Below are 19132 nucleotides of genomic sequence, written 5' to 3'. Positions count from 1 at the left end.
AACGCCTCCGGTAGAGGCGGGGGCCCCGCTTAACAACTACCCGTCAGTGCGCGCCCGCACCGGTGAGCGAGCGCACCTCCAGTTCCGCGTACTTCTCGTCGTCGCTCTCCTTGGAGAGGATGGTGCCGATCCAGCCGCACAGGAAGCCGATCGGGATCGAGATGATCCCCGGGTTCGACAGCGGGAACCAGTGCCAGTCGTGGTCGGGGAACATGGCCGTCGGCGCCCCGGACACGACCGGGGAGAAGAAGACGAGCGCCACGGCGGAGATCAGGCCGCCGTAGATCGCCCAGACCGCGCCCGAGGTGTTGAACCGCTTCCAGAACAGGCTGTAGAGGATCGCCGGCAGGTTGCCGGACGCGGCCACCGCGAACGCCAACGCGACCAGGAACGCCACGTTCAGGTTCTGCGCGAAGATCGACAGTACGATGGAGACCGCGCCGATCACCAGCGCGGAGATCCGGGCGACGTTCACCTCCTGCCGCTCCGACGTCTGCCCGTTCTTGATGACGTTTGCATAGAAGTCGTGCGCCAGGCTGGACGACGACGCCAGCGTCAGCCCGGCCACCACGGCGAGGATCGTGGCGAACGCGACCGCCGCGATGATCGCCAGCAGTGTCGCGCCGCCCAGGCTCCCGCCGAAGAAGTCCAACCCGAGCGCCTCGGCGAGCTGTGGTGCGGCCGTGTTGCCGGCCTTGTCCTGCGCGGTGATCGCCTCCCCGCCCACGATCGCCGCCGCGCCGAAGCCGAGGGCGAGGGTGAGCAGGTAGAACGCGCCGATGATGCCGATCGCCCAGAGGACGCTCTTACGGGCCGCCCGCGCGGTCGGCACGGTGTAGAAGCGGATCAGGATGTGCGGCAGGCCGGCGGTGCCGAGCACCAGCGCGATACCGAGCGAGAGCAGGTCCATCTTGCTGTAGAACGTCTTCAGCGCGTCGCCGGGTGTCTCCACGCCGTAGCGCAACCCGGGTTCGAGGAAGGCCGCCCCCTTGCCCGAGGCGTCCGCCGCGTCGCCGAGCAGCGAGGACAGGTTGAACTTGTACTTGGCGAGCACCAGCAGCGTCATCACCAGCGCGCCGGTCATCAGCAGGAACGCCTTGACGATCTGGACGTACGTGGTGCCCTTCATCCCGCCGACCGTCACGTAGATGATCATCAGGGCGCCGACCATGATGATGGTGGCCACCTTGGCGGTGTCGGCGTCCATGCCGAGGAACGTCGTACCCGGCTTGATGCCGAGCAGCAGGGCCACCAGCGCGCCGGCGCCGACCATCTGGGCCAGCAGGTAGAAGATCGACACGGTGATGGTGGAGACCGCCGCCGCGGTCCGGACCGGCCGCTGCCGCATCCGGAACGCCAGCACGTCCGCCATCGTGTACCGGCCGGAGTTGCGCAGCAGTTCGGCGACGAGCAGCAGTGCCACCAGCCAGGCGACCAGGAAGCCGATCGAGTAGAGGAAACCGTCGTACCCGTAGAGGGCGATGATGCCGGCGATGCCCAGGAAGGACGCGGCCGACATGTAGTCGCCGCCGATCGCCATGCCGTTCTGGAATCCGGAGAAGGAGCGACCACCGGCGTAGAAGTCGGTGGCGGTCTTGGTCTGCCGGCTCGCCCAGATGGTGATCGCCAGCGTGATCGCCACGAAGATCAGGAACAGCGTGATGGTGAGGTTCCGGGCGGTGGTGCTGCCCGCCTCAGCCGCGAGGACCGTGTTCATGGTTCACCTCCCCCATCTCGGCGCGGATCTGGTCGGCGACCGGGTCGATCCGCCGGTTGGCGAACCGCGAGTAGAGCCAGGCGATGACGAACGTGGAGACGAACTGGAGCAGGCCGAAGACCAGGGCGACGTTGATGTTGCCGACCAGCTTCGTGCCCATGAAACCCCGCGCGTACGCGGAGAGGATGACGTAGAGCGCGTACCACAGGAAGAACGCGACGGTCATCGGGAAGATGAAGCCGCGCAGCGTGCGCCGCAACCCGGCGAACTCGTCCGACCGCTGGACGGCTAGATACCGTTCCGCGGTCGACTCGGAGGGTGCGGACGCGGGTGTGTCCGTGGACATCTGTGGATCACCACCTTCGCAGGCGTGGGGGATTTCCGCGCACGTTAGGAGCGCGGAACCCACCGCGAAAGATCCGGACGGGTCCCGGTCGCCCGGTGCGCCCAACGGCGCCCCCACTGCGCCCAGTGACCCAGATCACTCCGCTAACCGGTCCACCCACCCGCGTTGATCATGAACTTGGCGGCGACAAATCGGACGACGAGCACCGTCAACCTCATGATCACCCGCGTCGGGTGGGCGGGCTAGTCGGTCAGCTCGTGGTAGCGGCCTCGGTAGTGCAGCAGGGGCGTGACGTCCTCGGCCAGGTCGACCGCCTCGATGGTGGCCTCCACCAGCAGACCCCAGCCGTACTCCCGGGCGGTGTCGAGGCGGCAACCGGCCCAGCCACCCGCGTCCGTCGGCACCGGGCCGTAGGGCGTCTCGGTCCAGGCGTCCAGGGCGAACAGGCCGCCGGGCGCGGGAAACAGGCCGGCGAAGCGGTCGGCGAGCTGCCGGTGGCGCGGACCCAGCGGGGCGACCGCGAACCGCCCGGCCTCCTCGACCGCCGCCCACAGCTCCGACTCCGGGTCGACCAGGCCGAGCAGCCGGTCCGGCTCGCCCTCGGCCACGAGCGTGGAGGACACGGTGAGCCCGGCCGGGCCGGGCGCGGTCCAGAGCGTCACCGGGGCGGCCAGCCGGCCACGCAGGCGGCGTACCGGCGAGCGCTGCCCGGCCGGCACCGCGAACGGATCGGTGTGGTGGATCTCGGCACCCGGCTCATGATTCACGTGAAACATTGTGCCGCCTGCGGTCCGGGCCCAGCCGAGGAAGCGCTTGTGCAGGTGCGTGGCGTCACTGAGCTGCGCGTTCGCCTCGGCCAGCAGCGTGCCGAGGTGGAACAGCAACGCCGTCCGGTCACCCCGGAACTCGCGCAGCAGCCCGAGCCGGGCCGGCTGGCACGGCCAGTGCGCCCCGCACACCCGACACCGCCACGCCGGCCGCATCGGCAGATGCGCCTGTCCCGGCCGGAGGTGCGCCTGTCCCGGGTGGATCTTGGAAGATTTGGGCCCCTCCAGGGGCGCTTTCCTTCCAAGGTCTACTCGTTCGCTCCGCATCTGGTGCCTCCTGGGAGAAGGGGGGCGCCCCGGCCGGGGGATGGGCGGGGCGACCCGTCGCAGGACCGGCCGCCGGGTCGTGGCCTCCACCGGCCGGGCCGCGTGTCTCCACCCTGGACGTGGAAGCGCCGGCAGAGGAGGATGCCAGGGGTTACTACGGAGCGCAGTCGCGTACTTACCAACGGGGTGAGGATGGACGTCGAGGTGTGGATCCGGGCGTTGAAGGCCGCCCGAGCCGGGGCGGAGATGTCGCAGGAGGCACTGGCGGCCACGATCAGGTGGAGCCCGTCGACGGTCGCCGCCATCGAGACCGGCCGCCGCCGGCCCACGATGGAGTTCGCGATCGCCGCCGACCAGGCCCTCGGCACCGGCGGCCTCCTGGCCAGCCTGCTCAAGGCCGCCGATCAGGAGCGCGGTCCGTCGTGGTTCGTGCCCTGGCGGGGGTACGAGCAGCAGGCGGTCAGATTGCGCGCCTTCGAGGCGTGCCTGGTTCCGGGTCTGCTCCAGACAGAGGAATACGCCCGCGCCGTCATCTCCACCGGTGGCCTCCATCCGCCGGCGATGATCGACGAGTTGGTGGCTCTCCGGATGGAGCGCCAACAACTGCTGCACCACGATGAGCCGCCGCACTGCGTCTTCCTGCTGGACGAGACGGCGGTTCGCCGGCCGGTCGGTGGGCCGGCGGTACTCGATGGCCAGCTCACGCGGTTGCTGGAGCTGGCCGAACATCCGGCCGTGCGATTGCACGTGGTGCCGTTGGCGGTCGGTGAGCACGCCGGTCTCGGCGGCGGCTTCGTGCTTGCCGAACTGCCGGACTCGGAGCGGGTGCTCTACCTGGAGAACGCCGCCCGCGGACACGTCGTCGACGAGCCGCAGACGATCGCCTTGATCGAGCGGAAGTGGGATAGCCTCCTCGGCGAATCGCTGTCCACAGGAGCATCCCTGGATCTGGTCCGGAAGTTGAAGGTGACGCCATGACCTCCGACGAGCCCCGCTGGCGCACGTCATCCCGATCGACCGACTCCGGCGGCAACTGTGTCGAGGTGGCGGGGAACCTGCCCGGGGTGGTGCTGGTGCGGGACAGCAAGGACCCGTCCGGCCCGGCCCTCGCCTTCACCCCGGACGCTTGGTGCTCCCTGGTCGCGTACCTTCACCGGGTGCCGCTCGACTGAGCCGCCTACCCTGCGGGGCATGGCTCTCGTACCCCCGCAGAAGCTCGCCCAGGACCGTGTCATCACCGCGGACGCCATCCTCGGCGGACAGGTCGACCTGCGCGCCTACCCGCACCGGCACCTGATGATCATCGCCCGGCACAAGTGGGGCAGCAGCGGCTTCCCGCCGTTGATGGAGGCGGTCGAGCACCTGTCGAACTACGGCTGGGAGCTGGTGAACGTGCTCAGCGTCGGCGACGGCCACCACGTCTACGCGGCCATGCGCCGCACCGCCTGACGACGGTCAGGCGGAGAGCGAGCGGCGGGCGGCCGGCCGTCTCAGGGAGAGAGCGAGCGGCGGGCGGCCGTCTCAGGGAGAGAGCGAGCGGCGGGCGGCGGCCAGCACCTCGGGGTCGGCGCAGCCGGCGGCGTAACCGGCGATCCGGCGGCGGATGTCCCGACCGAGCAGCCAGATGCCGATCCGTTCGGCCACCGGGCGCAGCAGAGCTGGTCGGCACCGGAAGTTGTACCGCCAGGTCGCGACCGTGGTGCCCGGCTCGGGGCCGGGCGCGAAGCGCCAGCCGCCGCCGAACCGCTCGAAGAACCACGGCCCGCGCACCATCTTCATGCCCACGTTCGTCGGCGGCGACCAGGAGACGTACTCGCTGACCATCGCCAGCCCGTGCCGGGAGCGGGTGAAGGTCTGCACGCCCCGGCCCGGCCGGGTCGCGCCATCGAGGAAGTGCTGCTCGCGGACGAACGGGTCCCAGCGGTAGCGCACCGGGGCGACGGTCTGGGAGACGGCGAAGGCCACCTCCGGCGGGACCGGGACCGTGGTGACCGCTTCGACGACAGGCATCAGCGCCTCGGGGTGACCATGGACAGCAGCTCCGGCTGCCGTCGATCAAGCGCGTCCCCGGCCAGGTACGCGCCGAGCAGCGCCGCGCCCACCCCGTATGCCAGGCCGACCGGCAGTGCCAGCCAGAGCCAGACGTCGTCGAGGAGAGCCGCGGCCACCACCAGCGGCACCGCGACCACCGTCGACGACACCATGGAGAGCAGCGCGAGCAGGCTCTTCGCGATGCCCGACCCGGAGTTCATGGCGAACGGGTTGCTCGTCTCCGGCAGCGAGTAGGCGCCGAGCACCGAGATGAACCCGTTGATCGCCAGCCCGCAGCCGTACGCGCCGAACAGGCCGCCGGCCATCATGCCGAGCCATTCCGGCCGGCCGAGCACGAGCGCCAGCACGACCGCGACCACGAGGAGGATCGGCACCACGTAGAGCGAGAACGCCACCATCCGGGCGCGCAGCTCCACCCGGCCCGGCACGCCCGCGACCACGTTCGCCGCGTACCCGCTGCCGTCGAAACCGAACTGGTTGGCGAGCGTCACCGACGCGAGCACCCCGACGAAGATCATGGAAATGCTGACCAGCACCGGGGACGAGTCGGCGGTGGCCTCGCCGAACGCCGCCCCGCCCTCCACGACGAACCCGGCACCGCCCAGGTTGACCATCACCGGCACGAACACGCCGACCACGGCGACCGTGATCAGGTTGGCCCGCCGCCGGGCGTCCCGCCACCAGTAGCGGCACTCCCGGGCGACGAGCGCGCCGAACCGGTCCCGCCGGGCCCAGCCGACCGCGCGGGGGAAGAGCTGCGCGACCGCGCCGCCGACCACGCCGCGCGGGGTGCGCGCCGGCCCGGCGCTCGCCGCGCCGACCATCGCCGACTCCAGCGACCGTGACCACCAGAGCAGGAGTACGCCGATCGTCGCCACGCCGATGAGCAGTTTCACCACGGCCGCCCCGGCCCGGCCCTCGGCCACGTCGACGCCGGCCGTCCACGGCGCGCCGAGCGGCGTCCAGCCGATCACCCGGGCCACTCCGGTCAGCCGGTCCCAGTCGGCCTGCTGCACGGCCGCGACCACGAACAACTGCAACGGCCCGAGCATGGCGGCCAGCACCGCGAGCAGCACGGCGGCCAGGTCGCGTACCCGGCGGGAGCGCAACATGGTGGCGAACGCGCTCGTCATCGCGCGGGCCCCGGCCACGCACACGAGCGCCCCGACGGCCACGCCGACCGCGCCGACGAGCGCGGCAGGCCAGCCGCCCAGCATGCCGGCGGTGACCACCAGCCCGGCCACCGTGAGCATCGTGGCCAGCGCCGGGACGCTGACCAGGGCGGCGGTGAGCAGGCCGGTGACCAGGGTGCGGCGGGAGAGCGGCAGCAGCGCGAACCGGGCCGGGTCAAGCGTCTCGTCCACGCCGAAGAAGACGAGCGGGAGCAGCAGCCAGCCGAGCGTCAGCACGCCGCCGCCGAACGCGGCGGCCATCAGCGCGTACCGGTCCTCGCCGGTCAGGCCGGGCGCGGCGAGCAGGAAGAACCCGGTCCCGGCGAACCAGAGCGCGAACAGCACACCCACCACGAACAACGCGACCCGCCACGCCTGGCCGCGGAAGTTGTTGCCGAGGACCCGCAGCTTGAGCCGGACGAAGTGCCAGGGCGAGACGGTCCGGACCGGCCGCTCGGGTGCGGTCACCGGGACAGCCACGACAGCTCCTCGCCGGTCGCGGTCCGGCCGCCGACGACCTCGACGAAGACCTCCTCCAGCGACCTGTCGCCGCGCACTTCGGTGAGCGTGCCCACCCGCTTGATCGTGCCGTCGGCCAGGATCGCCACGTGCGAGCAGAGCCGCTCGACCACCTCCATCACGTGACTGGAGAAGACCACCGTGCCGCCACCGGTCACGTACCGGTGCAGGATGTCCCGGATCAGCGCCGCCGAGACCGGGTCGACCGCCTCGAACGGCTCGTCGAGCACCAGCAGGCGCGGACCGTGCAGCAGCGCGCAGGCCAGGCCGATCTTCTTCTTCATGCCGGCGGAGTAGTCGACCACCAGGGTGCGGCCGGCGTCGGTGAGCGCCAGCACGTCGAGCAGCTCCGCCGCCCGCTGGTCGACCACCGCCGGGTCCATGCCGCGCAACAGACCGTGGTACGCCAGCAGCTCCGCGCCGCTCAGCCGGTCGAAGAGGCGTACGCCGTCCGGCATCACGCCGAGCAGGCTCTTCGCGCGGACCGGGTCGGCCCAGACGTCGTACCCCAGCACCCGGGCCTCACCGGCGTCGGGCCGCAGCAGGCCGACGGCCATGGAGAGGGTCGTGGTCTTGCCGGCCCCGTTCGGGCCGAGCAGGCCGTAGAACGAGCCGGTCGGCACGGCCAGGTCGACGCCGGCCACCGCGACCTTGGTGTCGAAGCGCTTGGCCAGGCCACGGAGGTGCAGGGCCGGGTGCTGATCGGTCATGGTCCGACGGTAGCCCGCCTCGGCCAACCCGCGCTCCCGCCGGAGGACGATGTTGCCGTCCTACCTGAGGGGTACGCCGAGGTGTTAAGAAGGGGCCCCGCCTCTACCGAACGCGTTAAGAAGGGCCCCCGCCTTACAAGCGGAGGGACTCGGGGGTGTGCAGGCGGAGCATGGTGGTGCCGACGTCGCGGGGGAGGCGTCGGCGGCTGGCCACCGAGACCACCACCATCACGGTGAACGCCAGCGGGACCGTCCACGCGGCCGGCTGGGTGGTGAGCGTCGCCGGCCAGCCGGTGAGCGGCGGGCCGAGCACGGTGAGCAGCACCGCGCCGATCGCCGCGCCGCCGCCGACGAGCATCCCGGCGGCGGCGCCCAGGTCGGTCAGGCCGCGCCACCAGATGCCGAGCACCAGAAGCGGGCAGAAGCTGGACGCGGCGACCGCGAACGCCAGCCCCACCACCTGCGACACGTCAAGCCCGGAGACGTTCAACGCGAGCACCGCCGGCACCGCGCCGGCGATCACCGTGGCGAGCCGGAAGCCGCGTACCGAGCCGCGGCCGAGCACGTCCGTGGAGATCACCCCGGCCACGCTTGTCAGCAGGCCGGACGAGGTGGACAGGAAGGCCGCGAACGCCCCGGCGGCGACGAGCGCGGCGAGCAGCCGGCCGGTGGTGCCGTCGCCGAGCGCCGCGCCGGGCAGCAGCACCACCACGGCGTCGGTCTGACCGGTGACAAGCAGTTGCGGCGTGTAGATCCGGCCCAGCACGCCGTAGATCGTGGGCAGCAGGTAGAAGACGCCGACCAGGGCCAGCACCACGAGCGTGGTGCGCCGGGCGGCGGCCCCGTCGGGGTTCGTGTAGAAACGCACCAGCACGTGCGGCAGCCCCATGGTGCCCAGGAACGTGGCCAGGATCAGCGAGTACGTCGCGAACAGACTGCGGTCGTCGTCGCCCGCGGTGTCCGGCAGCAGCCACTCGGTGGCGGCGATCGCCGCACCGGACACCTCCGGCACCGGGTCGCCGGCGGCGAAGTCGAGGCGGTCGCCGGGGCGTACCTCCCGGAGGTGGCCGTCGGGCAGGGTGAGCGTGGCGCGGTGCTCGACCACCACGGTGGTCGCGGTCCGGAACGCCGGCCCGTCGGGCGGCGTCACCGCCGGGCGGGCGTCGGCCTGCCACTGCAACGCCAGGAAGATCGCCGGTACGGCGAGCGCGGTGAGCTTCAGCCAGTATTGGAACGCCTGCACGAAGGTGATCGCCCGCATGCCGCCGAGCGCCACGTTCGCGGTCACCACCACGGCGACGAGCAGCGCGCCCATCGCGTACGGCGAGCCGGTGAGCGTGGCCAGGGTCAGCCCGGCGCCCTGCAACTGCGGCACCAGGTAGAGCCAGCCGATGAAGATCACGAAGAGGGTGGCGATCGTGCGGAGCCGGCGCGACCCGAGCCGCACCTCGCAGAAGTCCGGCAGGGTGAACGCGCCGGAGCGGCGCAGCGGGGCGGCCACGAACAGCAGCAACGCCAGGTAGCCGGCGGCGAAGCCGACCGGATACCAGAGCACGTCCACGCCGTACTTGAGGATCAGCCCGGCCACGCCCAGGAAGCTCGCCGCCGACAGGTATTCCCCGCCGATCGCCGCCGCGTTCCAGGTCGGGCTGACCGCCCGGGAGGCGACCAGGAAGTCGGAGGTGGTGCGGGCCAGCCGCAACCCGTAGAAGCCGATGCCGACGGTGACCAGGGTGACCGCCACGATCGCCGGGATCACGTACCCGTTGGTCATCAGCGCTCCGGCCGCTGGACCAGGTCGACGAAGTCCTGCTCGTTGCGTTCCGCCAGCCGGACATACGCCCAGCCGACCACGATCAGGAACGGGAAGGCGGCCACCCCGAGCAGCAGCCACGGCAGGTTGACCCCGAGCACGGTGACCCGCCCGACCGTCGGCGCGATGGCGAACAGCCAGGGCAGGCCGCCCAGCCCGATCAACACCAGCAGGCTCAGCCGTAGCGCGAGCGAGAGCTGGGCGCGCATCAGGCCCTGCACGAGCGTCTCGCCGACCCGGGTCTGCTGGGCCAGTTCGGAGCGGGTGCGGTCGGCCCGGCTGCCCGACCGGGAGACCTCGGCCAGCACGATCCGGGTCCGCTGCGGCGCGGTCTGGGTCCGCTGCGGCGCGATTGGGGTCCGCTGCGGCGCGCGGGGGCCGGGGACGGGTGCCGCCTCGACGGGCCGTCCGACCGGCTGCGGTTCCTCGGCTGCGGTCATCCCCGGCAGTCTCGCCTGCTCGGCGCGAATGTCAAGCGCAGCGCGACGCCCCTGTGCACAACCTGTGGATAACATCGCCTGCCTGTGGACAACGCAGTGGATGAGCGCGGTTTCGCTGTGGACAGGCATCTCCTGAGCGTCGCCCGGAACCTTTCTTCCGGCCCACGAGTGGGACAGGTGAAGAGAGGAGGTGACGGTGTCCGACGATGATCTGATCGCCGAGCTGTACGCCGGCAGCTTCCGCCGGCTGGTCGTCCAGCTGTACGCGGTGACCGGCGACCTGCACGAGGCGCAGGAGGCGGTCCAGGAGGCGTTCACCCGTGCGCTGATGAGACCCGGGCGGATGGCCGGCCTGGACAAACCGGAGGCATGGCTGCGACGAGTGGCGGTGAACGTGGCCCGGAGCCGGTATCGGCGCCGCCGGCTCCTGGAGGCACTGCTCCACCGCCTCGGCCCGCCGCCCGAGGTCGCGGACCGGTCACCCGAACATCTCGCCCTGCTCGCCGCGCTCCGGAAGCTGCCTCCGGGGCAGCGGCATGCCTTGGCCCTGCACTACCTGGCTGACCTGCCGGTCGAGGAGGTCGCCACGACGCTCGGGGTGTCGAGCGGCACGGTCAAGTCCCGGCTCTCCCGCGGCCGGCGGGCCCTCGCCCGGCTGCTCGTCGACGTCGACCTGAGCGACGCCGCACCGGATGTCACAGTCACCAGCCTCGGGAGGATCAATGTCGGAGCATGACCTGTCCGGCTTCGACGTCGGCACCGTCAGCCAGGCCGTTCGCCAGCCGCCGCTCGGGGAACTCCGGTCCAGGGCCCGCGCCCGCGTCCGGGCGCGGCGCCGGCAGCGCGGCGTGTTGGTGTTGGGGGTGGTGGCGGCCCTGGCCGGTACGGCACTGACCCCGGTCGCCGGAGGTCTCGGCGGCCGGCCCTCGGATGAGCCGGCCGGAGCGCCGGCGCCGCGGGACCGGGCTCAGCTCTTCCTCGTGGGGGACCGGTCGGTGGTCGGAGTCCGGGTCACCGAGCGTGGCTGCCGGATCGACTTCAGCACCACCCGGGACCTCGGGCGGAACTGGTCACCGTACCGCCGGGCGCGCTACGACGACGGGGCGTGCCGGGCGGGAAACGACCGGGTCCGGTCGACGGCTCGATATCTCCCGCTCAGCTCGCGTACCTACCTGGTGAGCGTCGACGGGCGGTCGTGGCTCTCCACCGACGAGGGGCGGACGTGGCGGGACGGCGCCGAGGCCATCGTCACGGTGGATGCCTTTCCGTCCCACGCGCTGCCGGTCTCGTCCGCGAACGCCACGGGTGGGCTGCCCGAGCCGATGGCTGTCGACCCGGACACCGGTACCGCCTACCGGTTGCGCTCCACGGTGCCGACCGACTACCCGATGAACAGCCTGTACGCGAGTCCGGACGGCGTGCTGTGGGCCAGCTTCTGGCCGCCGGACGTGCGTCAGCCCTCCGTGCTGGCCCGCAGCTCCGACCGCGGCGCCACCTGGGCGACGGTGTCGGCCCCGACCGGCGGCGCGGTGGCATCCGTGGCGGCCGAGAGCGGTCAGGTCGGCTACCTGCTGGCGGGTGGGCCGGCGTCGGCCGGCAGCACCGCCTCGATCATGCGGACCGGTGACGGCGGGCGTTCCTGGCAGCCCGTCGAGACCGATCTTCCGGCGGGAGCGAGCGGTGATCGCGACCTGGTGGTGGGTGGGGACGGCAGCCTGCTGATCGGGGACTGGGACGCCGACGGCAGGGCGTTCCTGTGGGTCAGCCACGACCAGGGCCGGCACTTCACCCGGGAGTTCGTGACCACGGGTGGTGGGGTGCTCAGTTGGGTGCCGGGACAGGTGCTGTTCGCGGAGGCGAACGGCGCGGTGTTGACCACCGACGGACGGACGACCACCCGGCTGTCGGGCACGGGGTGACCGCCGGTCGGGGCGGGACGCGACGGCGTCCCGCCCCGACGAGGTCAGTCGAGGCCGACCCGCACCGGGTGGGCGGTGGCCGAGCCGAGCCAGGTGTGCGGGTTGCCGAACCAGCACCAGCCCAGCTTCGGCGCGCCCTGGCTGATCCAGAGCGCCGGCACCCGCTTGTCGCCGCAGCGGGAGCCGATGAGCGAGAAGCACCTGTTGCTGGCGAGCGCCTCCGGGTGCAGCGTGACGAAGGCCAGGCCCTCGTCGATGGTGATCGGCAGCCGGTCCCGCGCGGTCATGTCGTCGAGCGCGGCGGACGGCGTGACGTTGCGGTATTCCTCGCCCCGATCCACGTCGAAGAGCAGGTACGCCGGACCGGCCGGCACCTCCAGCTCCTTGTTCGGGTGGAAGGTGGGCAGGTCGTCGGCGGGGAAGTTGCGGTCGAGCACGCCGGGCTTGCGCTTACCGGCGAGCGTGGTGAGCGCGATCCGCTCCGGGACGGGCACCAGGTCCCGCGTGGTCACCAGCAGGAACGGCATCCGGGCATCGGTGGGGCCGGTCAGGCCGGCGGCCCCGGTGACCGCCGCGTCGCGCAGCGGGGTGAGCCGGGCGCGGAACGCCTCCTCGGTCCACCCGGCGAGGGCGGGGTAGCCGAGGTGCACCAGGCGGTCGAGCTGGCGGTCGAATTCGGCGGCGGCGTCGAACTGGTCGTCGGACATGCGGTCCTCCACCCTGTCGTACGGTCTGCCGTACATTGTACGTCGGGGTTTCAGCGGCTCCAGTCCTGCTTGGCCGCCCGGACCAACTTGTCCTTCAACTCCCGGGTGTGCCGCCGGCTCACCGGCAGCTCGGCCTCGTCGATCACCACCACGTAGCCGGAGTTGACCAGCCGTAACTCGGCGATCAGCCGCAACTGCACCAGGTACGAGCGGTGCACCCGGACGAACCCGGCATCCGCCCAGCGCTCCGCGAGCGTCGCCAGCGAGACCCGGACCAGGTGCGACCCCTCCGCGGTGTGCAGCCGGGCGTAGTCGCCCTGCGCCTCCACCCAGCGCACCGCCGAGCGGGGCAGCATCCTGGTCGTGCCGGCCAACTCGATCGGGATGGTCGGATCCTCCTCCGCCCGGGCCAGCGCGGCCGGATGCGACGGCACCACCCGCGAGCCGATCACCCGGCGCAGCGACTCGGCCAGCCGCTCGGCCCGGACCGGCTTGCGGACGTAGTCCGTGGCGCCCAGGTCGAACGCGTCCGCCGCGCCGTCGTCGTACGCGGTGACGAACACGATCGCCGGCGGCCGGGCGAACCGGCGCAGCACCCGCGCCAACTCCATGCCGTCCAACCCGGGCATCCGGATGTCGAGGAAGACCACGTCCACGTCGTCGTCCCGCAGCACCCGCAGCGCCTCGGTCGCGTCGCCGGCCGTGTGCAGCCGGGCCACCCGGGGATCGGCGCGCAGGTGGTAGGCCAACTCGTCGAGGGCCGGCGGCTCGTCGTCTACCGCCAGCACCCGGAGGAAACCGGTCACGGTCATGCGGACACCCGGACGCCGGGGTGGAACTTCGGCACCCGCATGCTGACCTTCGTACCCGAGCCCAGGCCCGTCTCGACGACCAGGCCGAACCGGTCCCCGAAGGCCGACCGCAGCCGCTCGTCGACGTTGGAGAGGCCGACGTGCTGCCCCGGGTCCTCGGCCGGGTCGCTGCCGGCGCCGGACACCTCGGCGATACCCGCGGTAAGCGTGGTCGGATCCATCCCCACCCCGTCGTCCTCCACCGTGATGTGACACTCGGCGCCCGCGTCCCGGGCCTCGATGCTCACCATGCCGGTGCCCGGCTTGCGGGACAACCCGTGCCGGACCGCGTTCTCCACGAGCGGCTGGAGGCAGAGGAACGGCAACGTCACCGGCAGCACCTCGGGCGCGATCTGGAGGCGCACCTGGAGGCGTTCGCCGAAGCGGGCCCGCTCGATGGTCAGATAGCGGTCGATCGACCGCAACTCCTCGGCAAGCGTGGTGAACTCCCCGTGCGAGCGGAACGAGTACCTGGTGAACTCCGCGAACTCCAGGATCAACTCCCGCGCCCGGTCGGGGTCGGTCCGGACGAACGAGCCGATCGCGGTGAGCGCGTTGTAGATGAAGTGCGGGCTGATCTGGGCGCGCAACGCGCGTACCTCGGCCCGGGCCAGCCGCTCCCGCGACGAGTCCAGCTCGGCCAGGGCGAGCTGGTCACCCGCCCAGTGCGCGGTCTCCAGCGTCGCCTGCACCAGGCCCGGCGCCGGCCGCTCGTCGGCCACCGCCACCAACGCGCCCACCACCCGGCCGTCCGCGCCCAACGGCGCCACCACCGCGCCCCGGACCGGGCAGTCGACCAGGTCGCAGTGCAGCTCCGACTCGTGCAGCACGGTGGAACGCCCGCTGTCGACGACCCGCCGGGCCGCCGCGACCAACTGGTCGCCGTGGTGCGCGCCGCGCCCGTCGATGGCAAGCAGCGCCTCCCGGTCCGTCAACGCCAGCCCGGCCGCGCCCACCAGGGCGCGCAGATGGCGTACGGCCTTCGCCGCGTCCGCCGCGCTCAGGCCGGCCCGCAACGGCTCGACGGCCAGGCCGGCGGTGTGCAGCACCTCGTAGGTGGCCCGCTGGGTCGCGGTGGCGATGCCCCGCCGGGCACGCAGCCGCAGCACCGCCCAGAGCGCCGCGGCCAACGCGGTGACCAGCGAGACGACGGCGAAGACCGCCGAGAGGTTGCCACCCACCCCGGAAGGTTAGTACGCGCCCTTGCGCGCCAGCACCACCCCGACGGTCCGCCACAGGATGCTCAGGTCGTAGGCGAGCGACCAGTTGTCGACGTAGTAGAGGTCGAGCCGGACCGCCTCGTCCCAGGACAGGTCGGAGCGGCCGGAAACCTGCCACAGCCCGGTCATGCCGGGGCGCACCAGCAGCCGGCGCCGCACGTCGCCCAGGAAGTCGCCGTCGTCGGCGGGCAGCGGGCGCGGCCCGACGAGCGACATCTCGCCCCAGAGCACGTTGATCAACTGGGGCAGCTCGTCGAGCGACGACGCCCGCAGGAAGCGACCCACCGGGAAGACCCGGGGATCCTGCTTCATCTTGAACAGCATGCCGTCGGTCTCGTTCCGGTCCACCAGACCGGCGAGCCGCTCCTCGGCGTCCACGTACATGGTGCGGAACTTCCACACCCGGAAGGTGCGCCCCTCGTGCCCGACCCGGGGCTGCCGGAAGAACACCGGCCCGGGGTCGGAGATCCGGATGGCGAGCGCGACCGCGGCGAAGAGCGGGGTGAGCAGCAGCAGGCCCAGCCCGGCGGCGGCCCGGTCCATCAGGCTCTTGGCCAGCAGCGCCGGCCCGGAGAGCGTCGGCTCCTCGACGTGCAGCAGCGGCAGGCCCTCGATCGGGCGGATGTGCACCCGGGGACCGGCGATGTCGGTGAGCTGCGGTGCCACCACCAGGTCGACGCCGGAGCCCTCCAGCTGCCAGGCCAGCCGGCGCAACTCGCCCGGCTCGGCGCTGGCCGAACCGCAGACCGCGATGGTGTCGCCGCCGACCTCGCGGACGAGCGCCAGCACGTCGCGGCCGGCGTACACCGGCACCGGGGTCTGGAGGCCGCGGGCGGCGGCGTACCCGTCGGTGAGGTGGATCGCCACCGGCACCAGGCCGACGCCGGGGTTGCGGGTGACGGTGGTGTAGACCTCCAGGCACTCCGGCAGCGTGCCGACGAGCACCATCCGGTGCCCGGCCTGCCCGATCCGGCGGCGCAAGGCGTGCAGGCAGGAGCGGGCGATCATCCGGCCGAGCAGGATCAGCAGCAGGGCGCCGAGCAGCGCGAACCCGACGGTCCACCGGGAGAGGGTCGTCTTGGTGGCGAAGGCCAGGAACGAGACGGTGGCGGCCACCGCCACGCCGGAACGGATCACCCGCTTGAACTCGTCCGGCCCGAGACCGAGGTAGCGCCGGTCGTACGCCCGGTTGCCCCACAGGAACAGCATCCAGCCGAGCGGCAGGAGCAGGAACGCCACGGTGTAGAACCACGCCTCGGGCGAGTTGCGAAAACCGGAGTTCGCCTGCTCGAAGATCTGCACGGCCAGGAAGCTGGCGAGCGCCGCCGCGCCGAAGTCGAGCAGCAGCAGCGCCGCGATGTAGGGACGGTGCCAGCGGGAGACCCGGCGCCGGGCGCGGGCCCACGCCGACCGGGGTACGCCGTTATGCGACGGCGGAGTCGGCGGCTGGATCTCAAAGCTGTCGACGTGCCGCACGCTCTTGCTCCGGCCTGTGTCGGTTACCGGGCGCTGGAGGCTTGTCGTCACCTCAACCCATGTCCTCCCGCATGACCCGTGCCCTCACTCGCCGTGAGGAACCGGGTCGCTCACCGTCCCAGTCTCCCACGCGCTCGCCGGAGAACTGGCCGGCTCCGCGTCAGATGTGAAGCCGGGGACCGAGCCACTATACCGATGGATGACGGCTCGGGTAGAGGCGCGGGATGGGACCTTCCGCGATCCCCGGTCGATTCCGCTCAGTAACCAACCGGGATGGTTACTCACCGTACGAGGCGGGACAACCTTCGGTCAGCGAGCGGCTTACCGCCGGTCTGACAGGTCGGGCAGTATTGCAGGCTCGAATCGGCGAACGACACCTCACGCACCGTGTCGCCGCAGACCGGACAGGGCAGGCCCTTCCGGGCGTGCACCTTCAAGCCCGACCGTTTCTCACCCTTCAACTCCGCGGCCCGCTGCCCCATCGACCGCCGGACCGCGTCGCCGAGCACCGTCCGGGTCGCCGCGTGCAGGCCGGCGAGCTGGTCGTCGGTGAGCCGGTCGGTGATCGCGAACGGGGAGAGCCGCGCCGCGTGCAGGATCTCGTCCGAGTACGCGTTGCCGACGCCGGCAAGCACCGCCTGGTCGGTCAACACGCCCTTGACCTGACCCCGGCGACTGCGCAGCCGCTCGCAGAACGTGGGCAGGTCGGCCTCCAGCGCGTCCGGGCCCAACTTCGACACGCCCGGCACCTGGGCCGGGTCGGTGACCAGGTACGCGGCCAGCTTCTTCTGGGTGCCCGCCTCGGTCAGGTCGAAGCCGGAACCGTCGTCGAGGCGTACCCGCACCGCGATCGGACCCTTGCCGGGCCGCAACGGGACCGCCGAGGGAAATGCCTCCCGGTAATGCAGCCACCCCGCCCGGGCCAGGTGGACCACCAGGCGCAGGTCGTCACCGAACCGGACATCCAGGAACTTCCCGTGCCGGCCCGCGCCGGTGACCGTCCGGCCCGCGACCGCGCTCGGCGGCGGATCGTACGTCTTCAGCGCGTTGATCGCGGCCACCTCGAACCGCTCGACCCGCCGGCCGACCGCCCGCTCACGCAGGTAACCGGCGAGCGCTTCCACCTCCGGTAGTTCAGGCACGGGACAACGGTAGCCTTCTTTCCCGTGAGAATCGTGGTGGCACACAACCGGTACCGGGAAGCGCAGCCCTCCGGTGAGAACACCATCGTCGACGCGGAGATCGCCCAGCTCACCGCCGCGGGCGTGGAGGTGCTGCCGTTCCTGCGCAGCTCCGACGAGATCCCCTCGATGTCCAGGGCGGCCAAGGCGCTGCTGCCGATCTCACCGATCTGGGCCCCGAAGGCCCAACACGACCTCGACCGCCTGCTCACCGAGCACCGACCGGACGCGCTGCACCTGCACAACCCGTACCCCCTGCTCTCGCCCTGGGTGGTGCGGACCGCGCACAGGCGGGGTGTGCCGGTGGTGCAGACGGTGCACAACTACCGGCAGGTCTGCTCCTCCGGTCTCTACTTCCGCGACGGCGTGATCTGCCAGGACTGCCGAGGTCGCGCGTTCGGCGTGCCGGCGATCGTGCACCGCTGCTACCGCGACTCCCGGGCACAGAGCGCGCTGATGGCCACCACGCTCGCCGTGCACCGCCCCACCTGGCGGTCGGTGGACCGCTACATCGCGCTCACCACGGCGGTCGCCGACCACCTGCGGGACTACGGCATCCCGGACGAGCGGATCGTGGTCAAGCCCAACGCGGTGCCGGACCCGGGCACGCCGGTGCCGCCGGGCAACGGTTTCCTGTTCATGGGCCGGCTCAGCCCGGAAAAGGGGTTGGACCTGCTGCTCTCGGCATGGCGGCGGCACCCGGTGGGCGCGCTCGGCCCGCTGCGCATCGCCGGTGACGGCGAGCTGCGCCCGCTCGCCGAGGCCGCCGCCGCCGAGCGGCCCGACGTGCTCTACCTGGGCCAGCTCGACCGCCCCGGGGTACGCGCCGCGCTCGCCGACAGCGCCGTGGTGCTCGCCACCTCGACCTGGCACGACGTGCTGCCCACCGTGATCATCGAGGCGCTCGCCGCCGGTCGGCCGGTGCTCGGCACCGCGCTCGGCGGCATCCCGTACCTGGTCGGCGCGGACACCCCGCGCGAGCCCGCCGGCACCGGCCCGGCCGAGGTGGCCACTGCCGCGCCCGGCGACGGGCGGGTGCCGCTGCCGACAGGCGTGCAGCGCGGCGAGGCCGGCTGGGTGGTCGCGCCGGAGGTCGAGGCGCTTGCTGCCGCACTGCCGCTGGCGTCGGCGGAGGCATCCGCGTTGGCGGAGGCGGCCCGCGCTCGCTACGAGCGCACGTTCCACCCCGACGTGATCACCAAGCGCCTGCTGGACGTCTACGCCGGCCTGGCCTGACCGCCGGCCCGTCAGCCGAGGACGAACGGCAGCGACGCGGCCGGTCCGCCCAACTCGGCGCGTTCCGGGCCGGTCGGCGTCCGCCGCCCGGTGCCGATCAGCAACGCGTCCCGGTCGGAGAACGACCGGGGGAACGCGGCGCCGCTGATCGTCTCCAGCATCGCGCGGGAGCGGGCCAACCCGTCGGCCGGCGGCCCGGCCAGGTCCGGCAGATGCGCGGCCAGGTCGAGATGGTGCAAGGTCCATTCCAGGACGTACGCACCGAGGTAGTCCGACACGGTGAGTACCTCGCCACGGGTGCCGACCCGAACGGTCGGGTCCGCGAGTGCGGCGGCGCGTCCGGCGGCCGATCCGACGTCGTCGAGGTGAAACTTCAGCAGGGCCGGATCGCCGTACGCGGCGGCCAGCCGCACGGTCAGCGCGTCGAGCGGATCGTCGCCGGTCGGGGGCTGGACGACATTCCAGTAGGTCACCGCATCCCTGGTCGGCTCCGCGTCGACGGGTGTGGCGAGCGTGATCAGCACGTCCTGCGCGTCGATGATCAGGTGGCAGGCCAGGTCGCGGACCAGCCAGCCGGCGCAACCGGAGGGTCGTTCGAAGTCCGGACCGGCAAGCTCGGCCACCGCCGTACGCAGTGCCGCCCACGAGGATAAGAACAGATCCACCGTCGTCATGGTGC

The 19132-nt window shown here is 72.2% G+C and carries 20 protein-coding genes; 6 read left to right on the top strand and 14 right to left on the bottom strand.

All coding sequences use genetic code 11. The features are described 5' to 3' along the window. Positions 1-43: 43 nt before the first annotated feature. The 3 genes from O7613_RS25230 to O7613_RS25220 form a co-directional block, all read right to left on the bottom strand. Positions 44-1717, bottom strand: coding sequence for a cation acetate symporter (locus O7613_RS25230; protein WP_282290339.1), 1674 nt, complete (start codon positions 1715-1717; stop codon positions 44-46). After that, the gene (locus O7613_RS25225; protein WP_281585881.1) at positions 1695-2063 is read right to left on the bottom strand and encodes a DUF485 domain-containing protein; all 369 of its coding nucleotides are present in this window, start codon (positions 2061-2063) and stop codon (positions 1695-1697) included. The genes O7613_RS25230 and O7613_RS25225 overlap by 23 nt, the downstream gene beginning before the upstream one ends. Before the next feature lie 242 nt (positions 2064-2305). Next, on the bottom strand, positions 2306-3046 hold the full coding sequence (locus O7613_RS25220) for a flavin reductase family protein (RefSeq protein ID WP_282290338.1): 741 nt from the start codon (positions 3044-3046) through the stop codon (positions 2306-2308). Between the two features lie 303 nt (positions 3047-3349). Here O7613_RS25220 and O7613_RS25215 point away from each other — a divergent pair, with 303 nt between their 5' ends. From O7613_RS25215 to O7613_RS25205, 3 genes are read left to right on the top strand one after another with little or no spacing between them, the layout of a single operon-like run. Next, complete coding sequence (locus O7613_RS25215; RefSeq protein WP_282290336.1) at positions 3350-4135, top strand: helix-turn-helix transcriptional regulator; 786 nt, start codon at positions 3350-3352, stop codon at positions 4133-4135. Next, a complete protein-coding gene (locus O7613_RS25210) occupies positions 4132-4329 on the top strand; it encodes a DUF397 domain-containing protein (RefSeq protein WP_282290334.1) in 198 nt (65 codons plus the stop codon). Before O7613_RS25215 ends, O7613_RS25210 begins: the two co-directional genes overlap by 4 nt. 19 nt (positions 4330-4348) lie before the next feature. Beyond that, positions 4349-4606, top strand: a complete 258-nt coding sequence (locus tag O7613_RS25205; protein WP_281585885.1) for a hypothetical protein — start codon at positions 4349-4351, stop codon at positions 4604-4606. A 72-nt stretch (positions 4607-4678) separates the two neighbouring features. On the opposite strand, the gene O7613_RS25200 is transcribed toward O7613_RS25205, so the two are convergent. From O7613_RS25200 to O7613_RS25180, 5 genes are all read right to left on the bottom strand, one after another. Then, on the bottom strand, positions 4679-5167 hold the full coding sequence (locus O7613_RS25200) for an SRPBCC family protein (RefSeq protein ID WP_281585886.1): 489 nt from the start codon (positions 5165-5167) through the stop codon (positions 4679-4681). Then, the gene (locus O7613_RS25195) at positions 5167-6861 is read right to left on the bottom strand and encodes an ABC transporter permease (protein ID WP_282290332.1); all 1695 of its coding nucleotides are present in this window, start codon (positions 6859-6861) and stop codon (positions 5167-5169) included. Before O7613_RS25195 ends, O7613_RS25200 begins: the two co-directional genes overlap by 1 nt. Then, entirely contained in the window at positions 6846-7610 is a 765-nt protein-coding gene (locus O7613_RS25190; protein WP_281585888.1) for an ABC transporter ATP-binding protein, read from the bottom strand. Before O7613_RS25190 ends, O7613_RS25195 begins: the two co-directional genes overlap by 16 nt. 133 nt (positions 7611-7743) lie before the next feature. After that, the gene (locus O7613_RS25185) at positions 7744-9384 is read right to left on the bottom strand and encodes a cation acetate symporter (protein ID WP_282290330.1); all 1641 of its coding nucleotides are present in this window, start codon (positions 9382-9384) and stop codon (positions 7744-7746) included. Continuing rightward, the gene (locus O7613_RS25180) at positions 9384-9863 is read right to left on the bottom strand and encodes a hypothetical protein (protein ID WP_282290328.1); all 480 of its coding nucleotides are present in this window, start codon (positions 9861-9863) and stop codon (positions 9384-9386) included. Before O7613_RS25180 ends, O7613_RS25185 begins: the two co-directional genes overlap by 1 nt. Positions 9864-10059: 196 nt before the next feature. Here O7613_RS25180 and O7613_RS25175 point away from each other — a divergent pair, with 196 nt between their 5' ends. Together O7613_RS25175 and O7613_RS25170 are read left to right on the top strand one after the other, a co-directional pair. After that, the gene (locus O7613_RS25175) at positions 10060-10599 is read left to right on the top strand and encodes a sigma-70 family RNA polymerase sigma factor (protein ID WP_282290326.1); all 540 of its coding nucleotides are present in this window, start codon (positions 10060-10062) and stop codon (positions 10597-10599) included. After that, positions 10586-11782, top strand: a complete 1197-nt coding sequence (locus O7613_RS25170) for a hypothetical protein (RefSeq protein WP_282290324.1) — start codon at positions 10586-10588, stop codon at positions 11780-11782. The genes O7613_RS25175 and O7613_RS25170 overlap by 14 nt, the downstream gene beginning before the upstream one ends. A 44-nt stretch (positions 11783-11826) precedes the next feature. On the opposite strand, the gene O7613_RS25165 is transcribed toward O7613_RS25170, so the two are convergent. The 5 genes from O7613_RS25165 to O7613_RS25145 all read right to left on the bottom strand — a co-directional run bounded on the left by O7613_RS25165 (position 11827) and on the right by O7613_RS25145 (position 17178). Continuing rightward, complete coding sequence (locus O7613_RS25165) at positions 11827-12489, bottom strand: DUF5701 family protein (RefSeq protein ID WP_282290322.1); 663 nt, start codon at positions 12487-12489, stop codon at positions 11827-11829. A gap of 50 nt (positions 12490-12539) precedes the next feature. Beyond that, positions 12540-13295 carry a LytTR family DNA-binding domain-containing protein gene (locus O7613_RS25160; RefSeq protein ID WP_281590616.1) on the bottom strand — a complete coding sequence of 252 codons (756 nt, stop codon included), beginning with the start codon at positions 13293-13295 and terminating at the stop codon, positions 12540-12542. A 2-nt stretch (positions 13296-13297) separates the two neighbouring features. Continuing rightward, on the bottom strand, positions 13298-14521 hold the full coding sequence (locus tag O7613_RS25155) for a histidine kinase (protein ID WP_282290320.1): 1224 nt from the start codon (positions 14519-14521) through the stop codon (positions 13298-13300). A gap of 9 nt (positions 14522-14530) precedes the next feature. Further along, positions 14531-16036 carry a sugar transferase gene (locus tag O7613_RS25150; RefSeq protein WP_281585895.1) on the bottom strand — a complete coding sequence of 502 codons (1506 nt, stop codon included), beginning with the start codon at positions 16034-16036 and terminating at the stop codon, positions 14531-14533. 281 nt (positions 16037-16317) lie between these two features. After that, the gene (locus O7613_RS25145; RefSeq protein ID WP_282290318.1) at positions 16318-17178 is read right to left on the bottom strand and encodes a DNA-formamidopyrimidine glycosylase family protein; all 861 of its coding nucleotides are present in this window, start codon (positions 17176-17178) and stop codon (positions 16318-16320) included. A gap of 24 nt (positions 17179-17202) precedes the next feature. Here O7613_RS25145 and O7613_RS25140 point away from each other — a divergent pair, with 24 nt between their 5' ends. Beyond that, positions 17203-18453 carry a glycosyltransferase gene (locus O7613_RS25140; protein WP_282290316.1) on the top strand — a complete coding sequence of 417 codons (1251 nt, stop codon included), beginning with the start codon at positions 17203-17205 and terminating at the stop codon, positions 18451-18453. Between the two features lie 11 nt (positions 18454-18464). Here O7613_RS25140 and O7613_RS25135 read toward each other — a convergent pair whose 3' ends face one another. Continuing rightward, positions 18465-19127: a maleylpyruvate isomerase N-terminal domain-containing protein gene (locus O7613_RS25135; protein ID WP_282290314.1), complete on the bottom strand. Its 663-nt coding sequence runs from the start codon at positions 19125-19127 to the stop codon at positions 18465-18467. Positions 19128-19132: the final 5 nt, after the last annotated feature.

Source organism: Micromonospora sp. WMMD975 (assembly GCF_029581215.1).
Classification (GTDB): domain Bacteria; phylum Actinomycetota; class Actinomycetes; order Mycobacteriales; family Micromonosporaceae; genus Micromonospora.
The sequence above is the reverse complement of the archived record's forward strand: the minus strand, read 5'-3'. Positions and strand labels throughout refer to the sequence as shown.

Coding starts and splice junctions, on each gene's coding strand:
- O7613_RS25230 (WP_282290339.1), bottom strand. CDS start 1,717: ATGAACACGGTCCTCGCGGCTGAGGCGGGCAGCACCACCGCCCGGAAC.
- O7613_RS25225 (WP_281585881.1), bottom strand. CDS start 2,063: ATGTCCACGGACACACCCGCGTCCGCACCCTCCGAGTCGACCGCGGAA.
- O7613_RS25220 (WP_282290338.1), bottom strand. CDS start 3,046: ATGCGGCCGGCGTGGCGGTGTCGGGTGTGCGGGGCGCACTGGCCGTGC.
- O7613_RS25215 (WP_282290336.1), top strand. CDS start 3,350: ATGGACGTCGAGGTGTGGATCCGGGCGTTGAAGGCCGCCCGAGCCGGG.
- O7613_RS25210 (WP_282290334.1), top strand. CDS start 4,132: ATGACCTCCGACGAGCCCCGCTGGCGCACGTCATCCCGATCGACCGAC.
- O7613_RS25205 (WP_281585885.1), top strand. CDS start 4,349: ATGGCTCTCGTACCCCCGCAGAAGCTCGCCCAGGACCGTGTCATCACC.
- O7613_RS25200 (WP_281585886.1), bottom strand. CDS start 5,167: ATGCCTGTCGTCGAAGCGGTCACCACGGTCCCGGTCCCGCCGGAGGTG.
- O7613_RS25190 (WP_281585888.1), bottom strand. CDS start 7,610: ATGACCGATCAGCACCCGGCCCTGCACCTCCGTGGCCTGGCCAAGCGC.
- O7613_RS25185 (WP_282290330.1), bottom strand. CDS start 9,384: ATGACCAACGGGTACGTGATCCCGGCGATCGTGGCGGTCACCCTGGTC.
- O7613_RS25180 (WP_282290328.1), bottom strand. CDS start 9,863: ATGACCGCAGCCGAGGAACCGCAGCCGGTCGGACGGCCCGTCGAGGCG.
- O7613_RS25170 (WP_282290324.1), top strand. CDS start 10,586: ATGTCGGAGCATGACCTGTCCGGCTTCGACGTCGGCACCGTCAGCCAG.
- O7613_RS25165 (WP_282290322.1), bottom strand. CDS start 12,489: ATGTCCGACGACCAGTTCGACGCCGCCGCCGAATTCGACCGCCAGCTC.
- O7613_RS25135 (WP_282290314.1), bottom strand. CDS start 19,127: ATGACGACGGTGGATCTGTTCTTATCCTCGTGGGCGGCACTGCGTACG.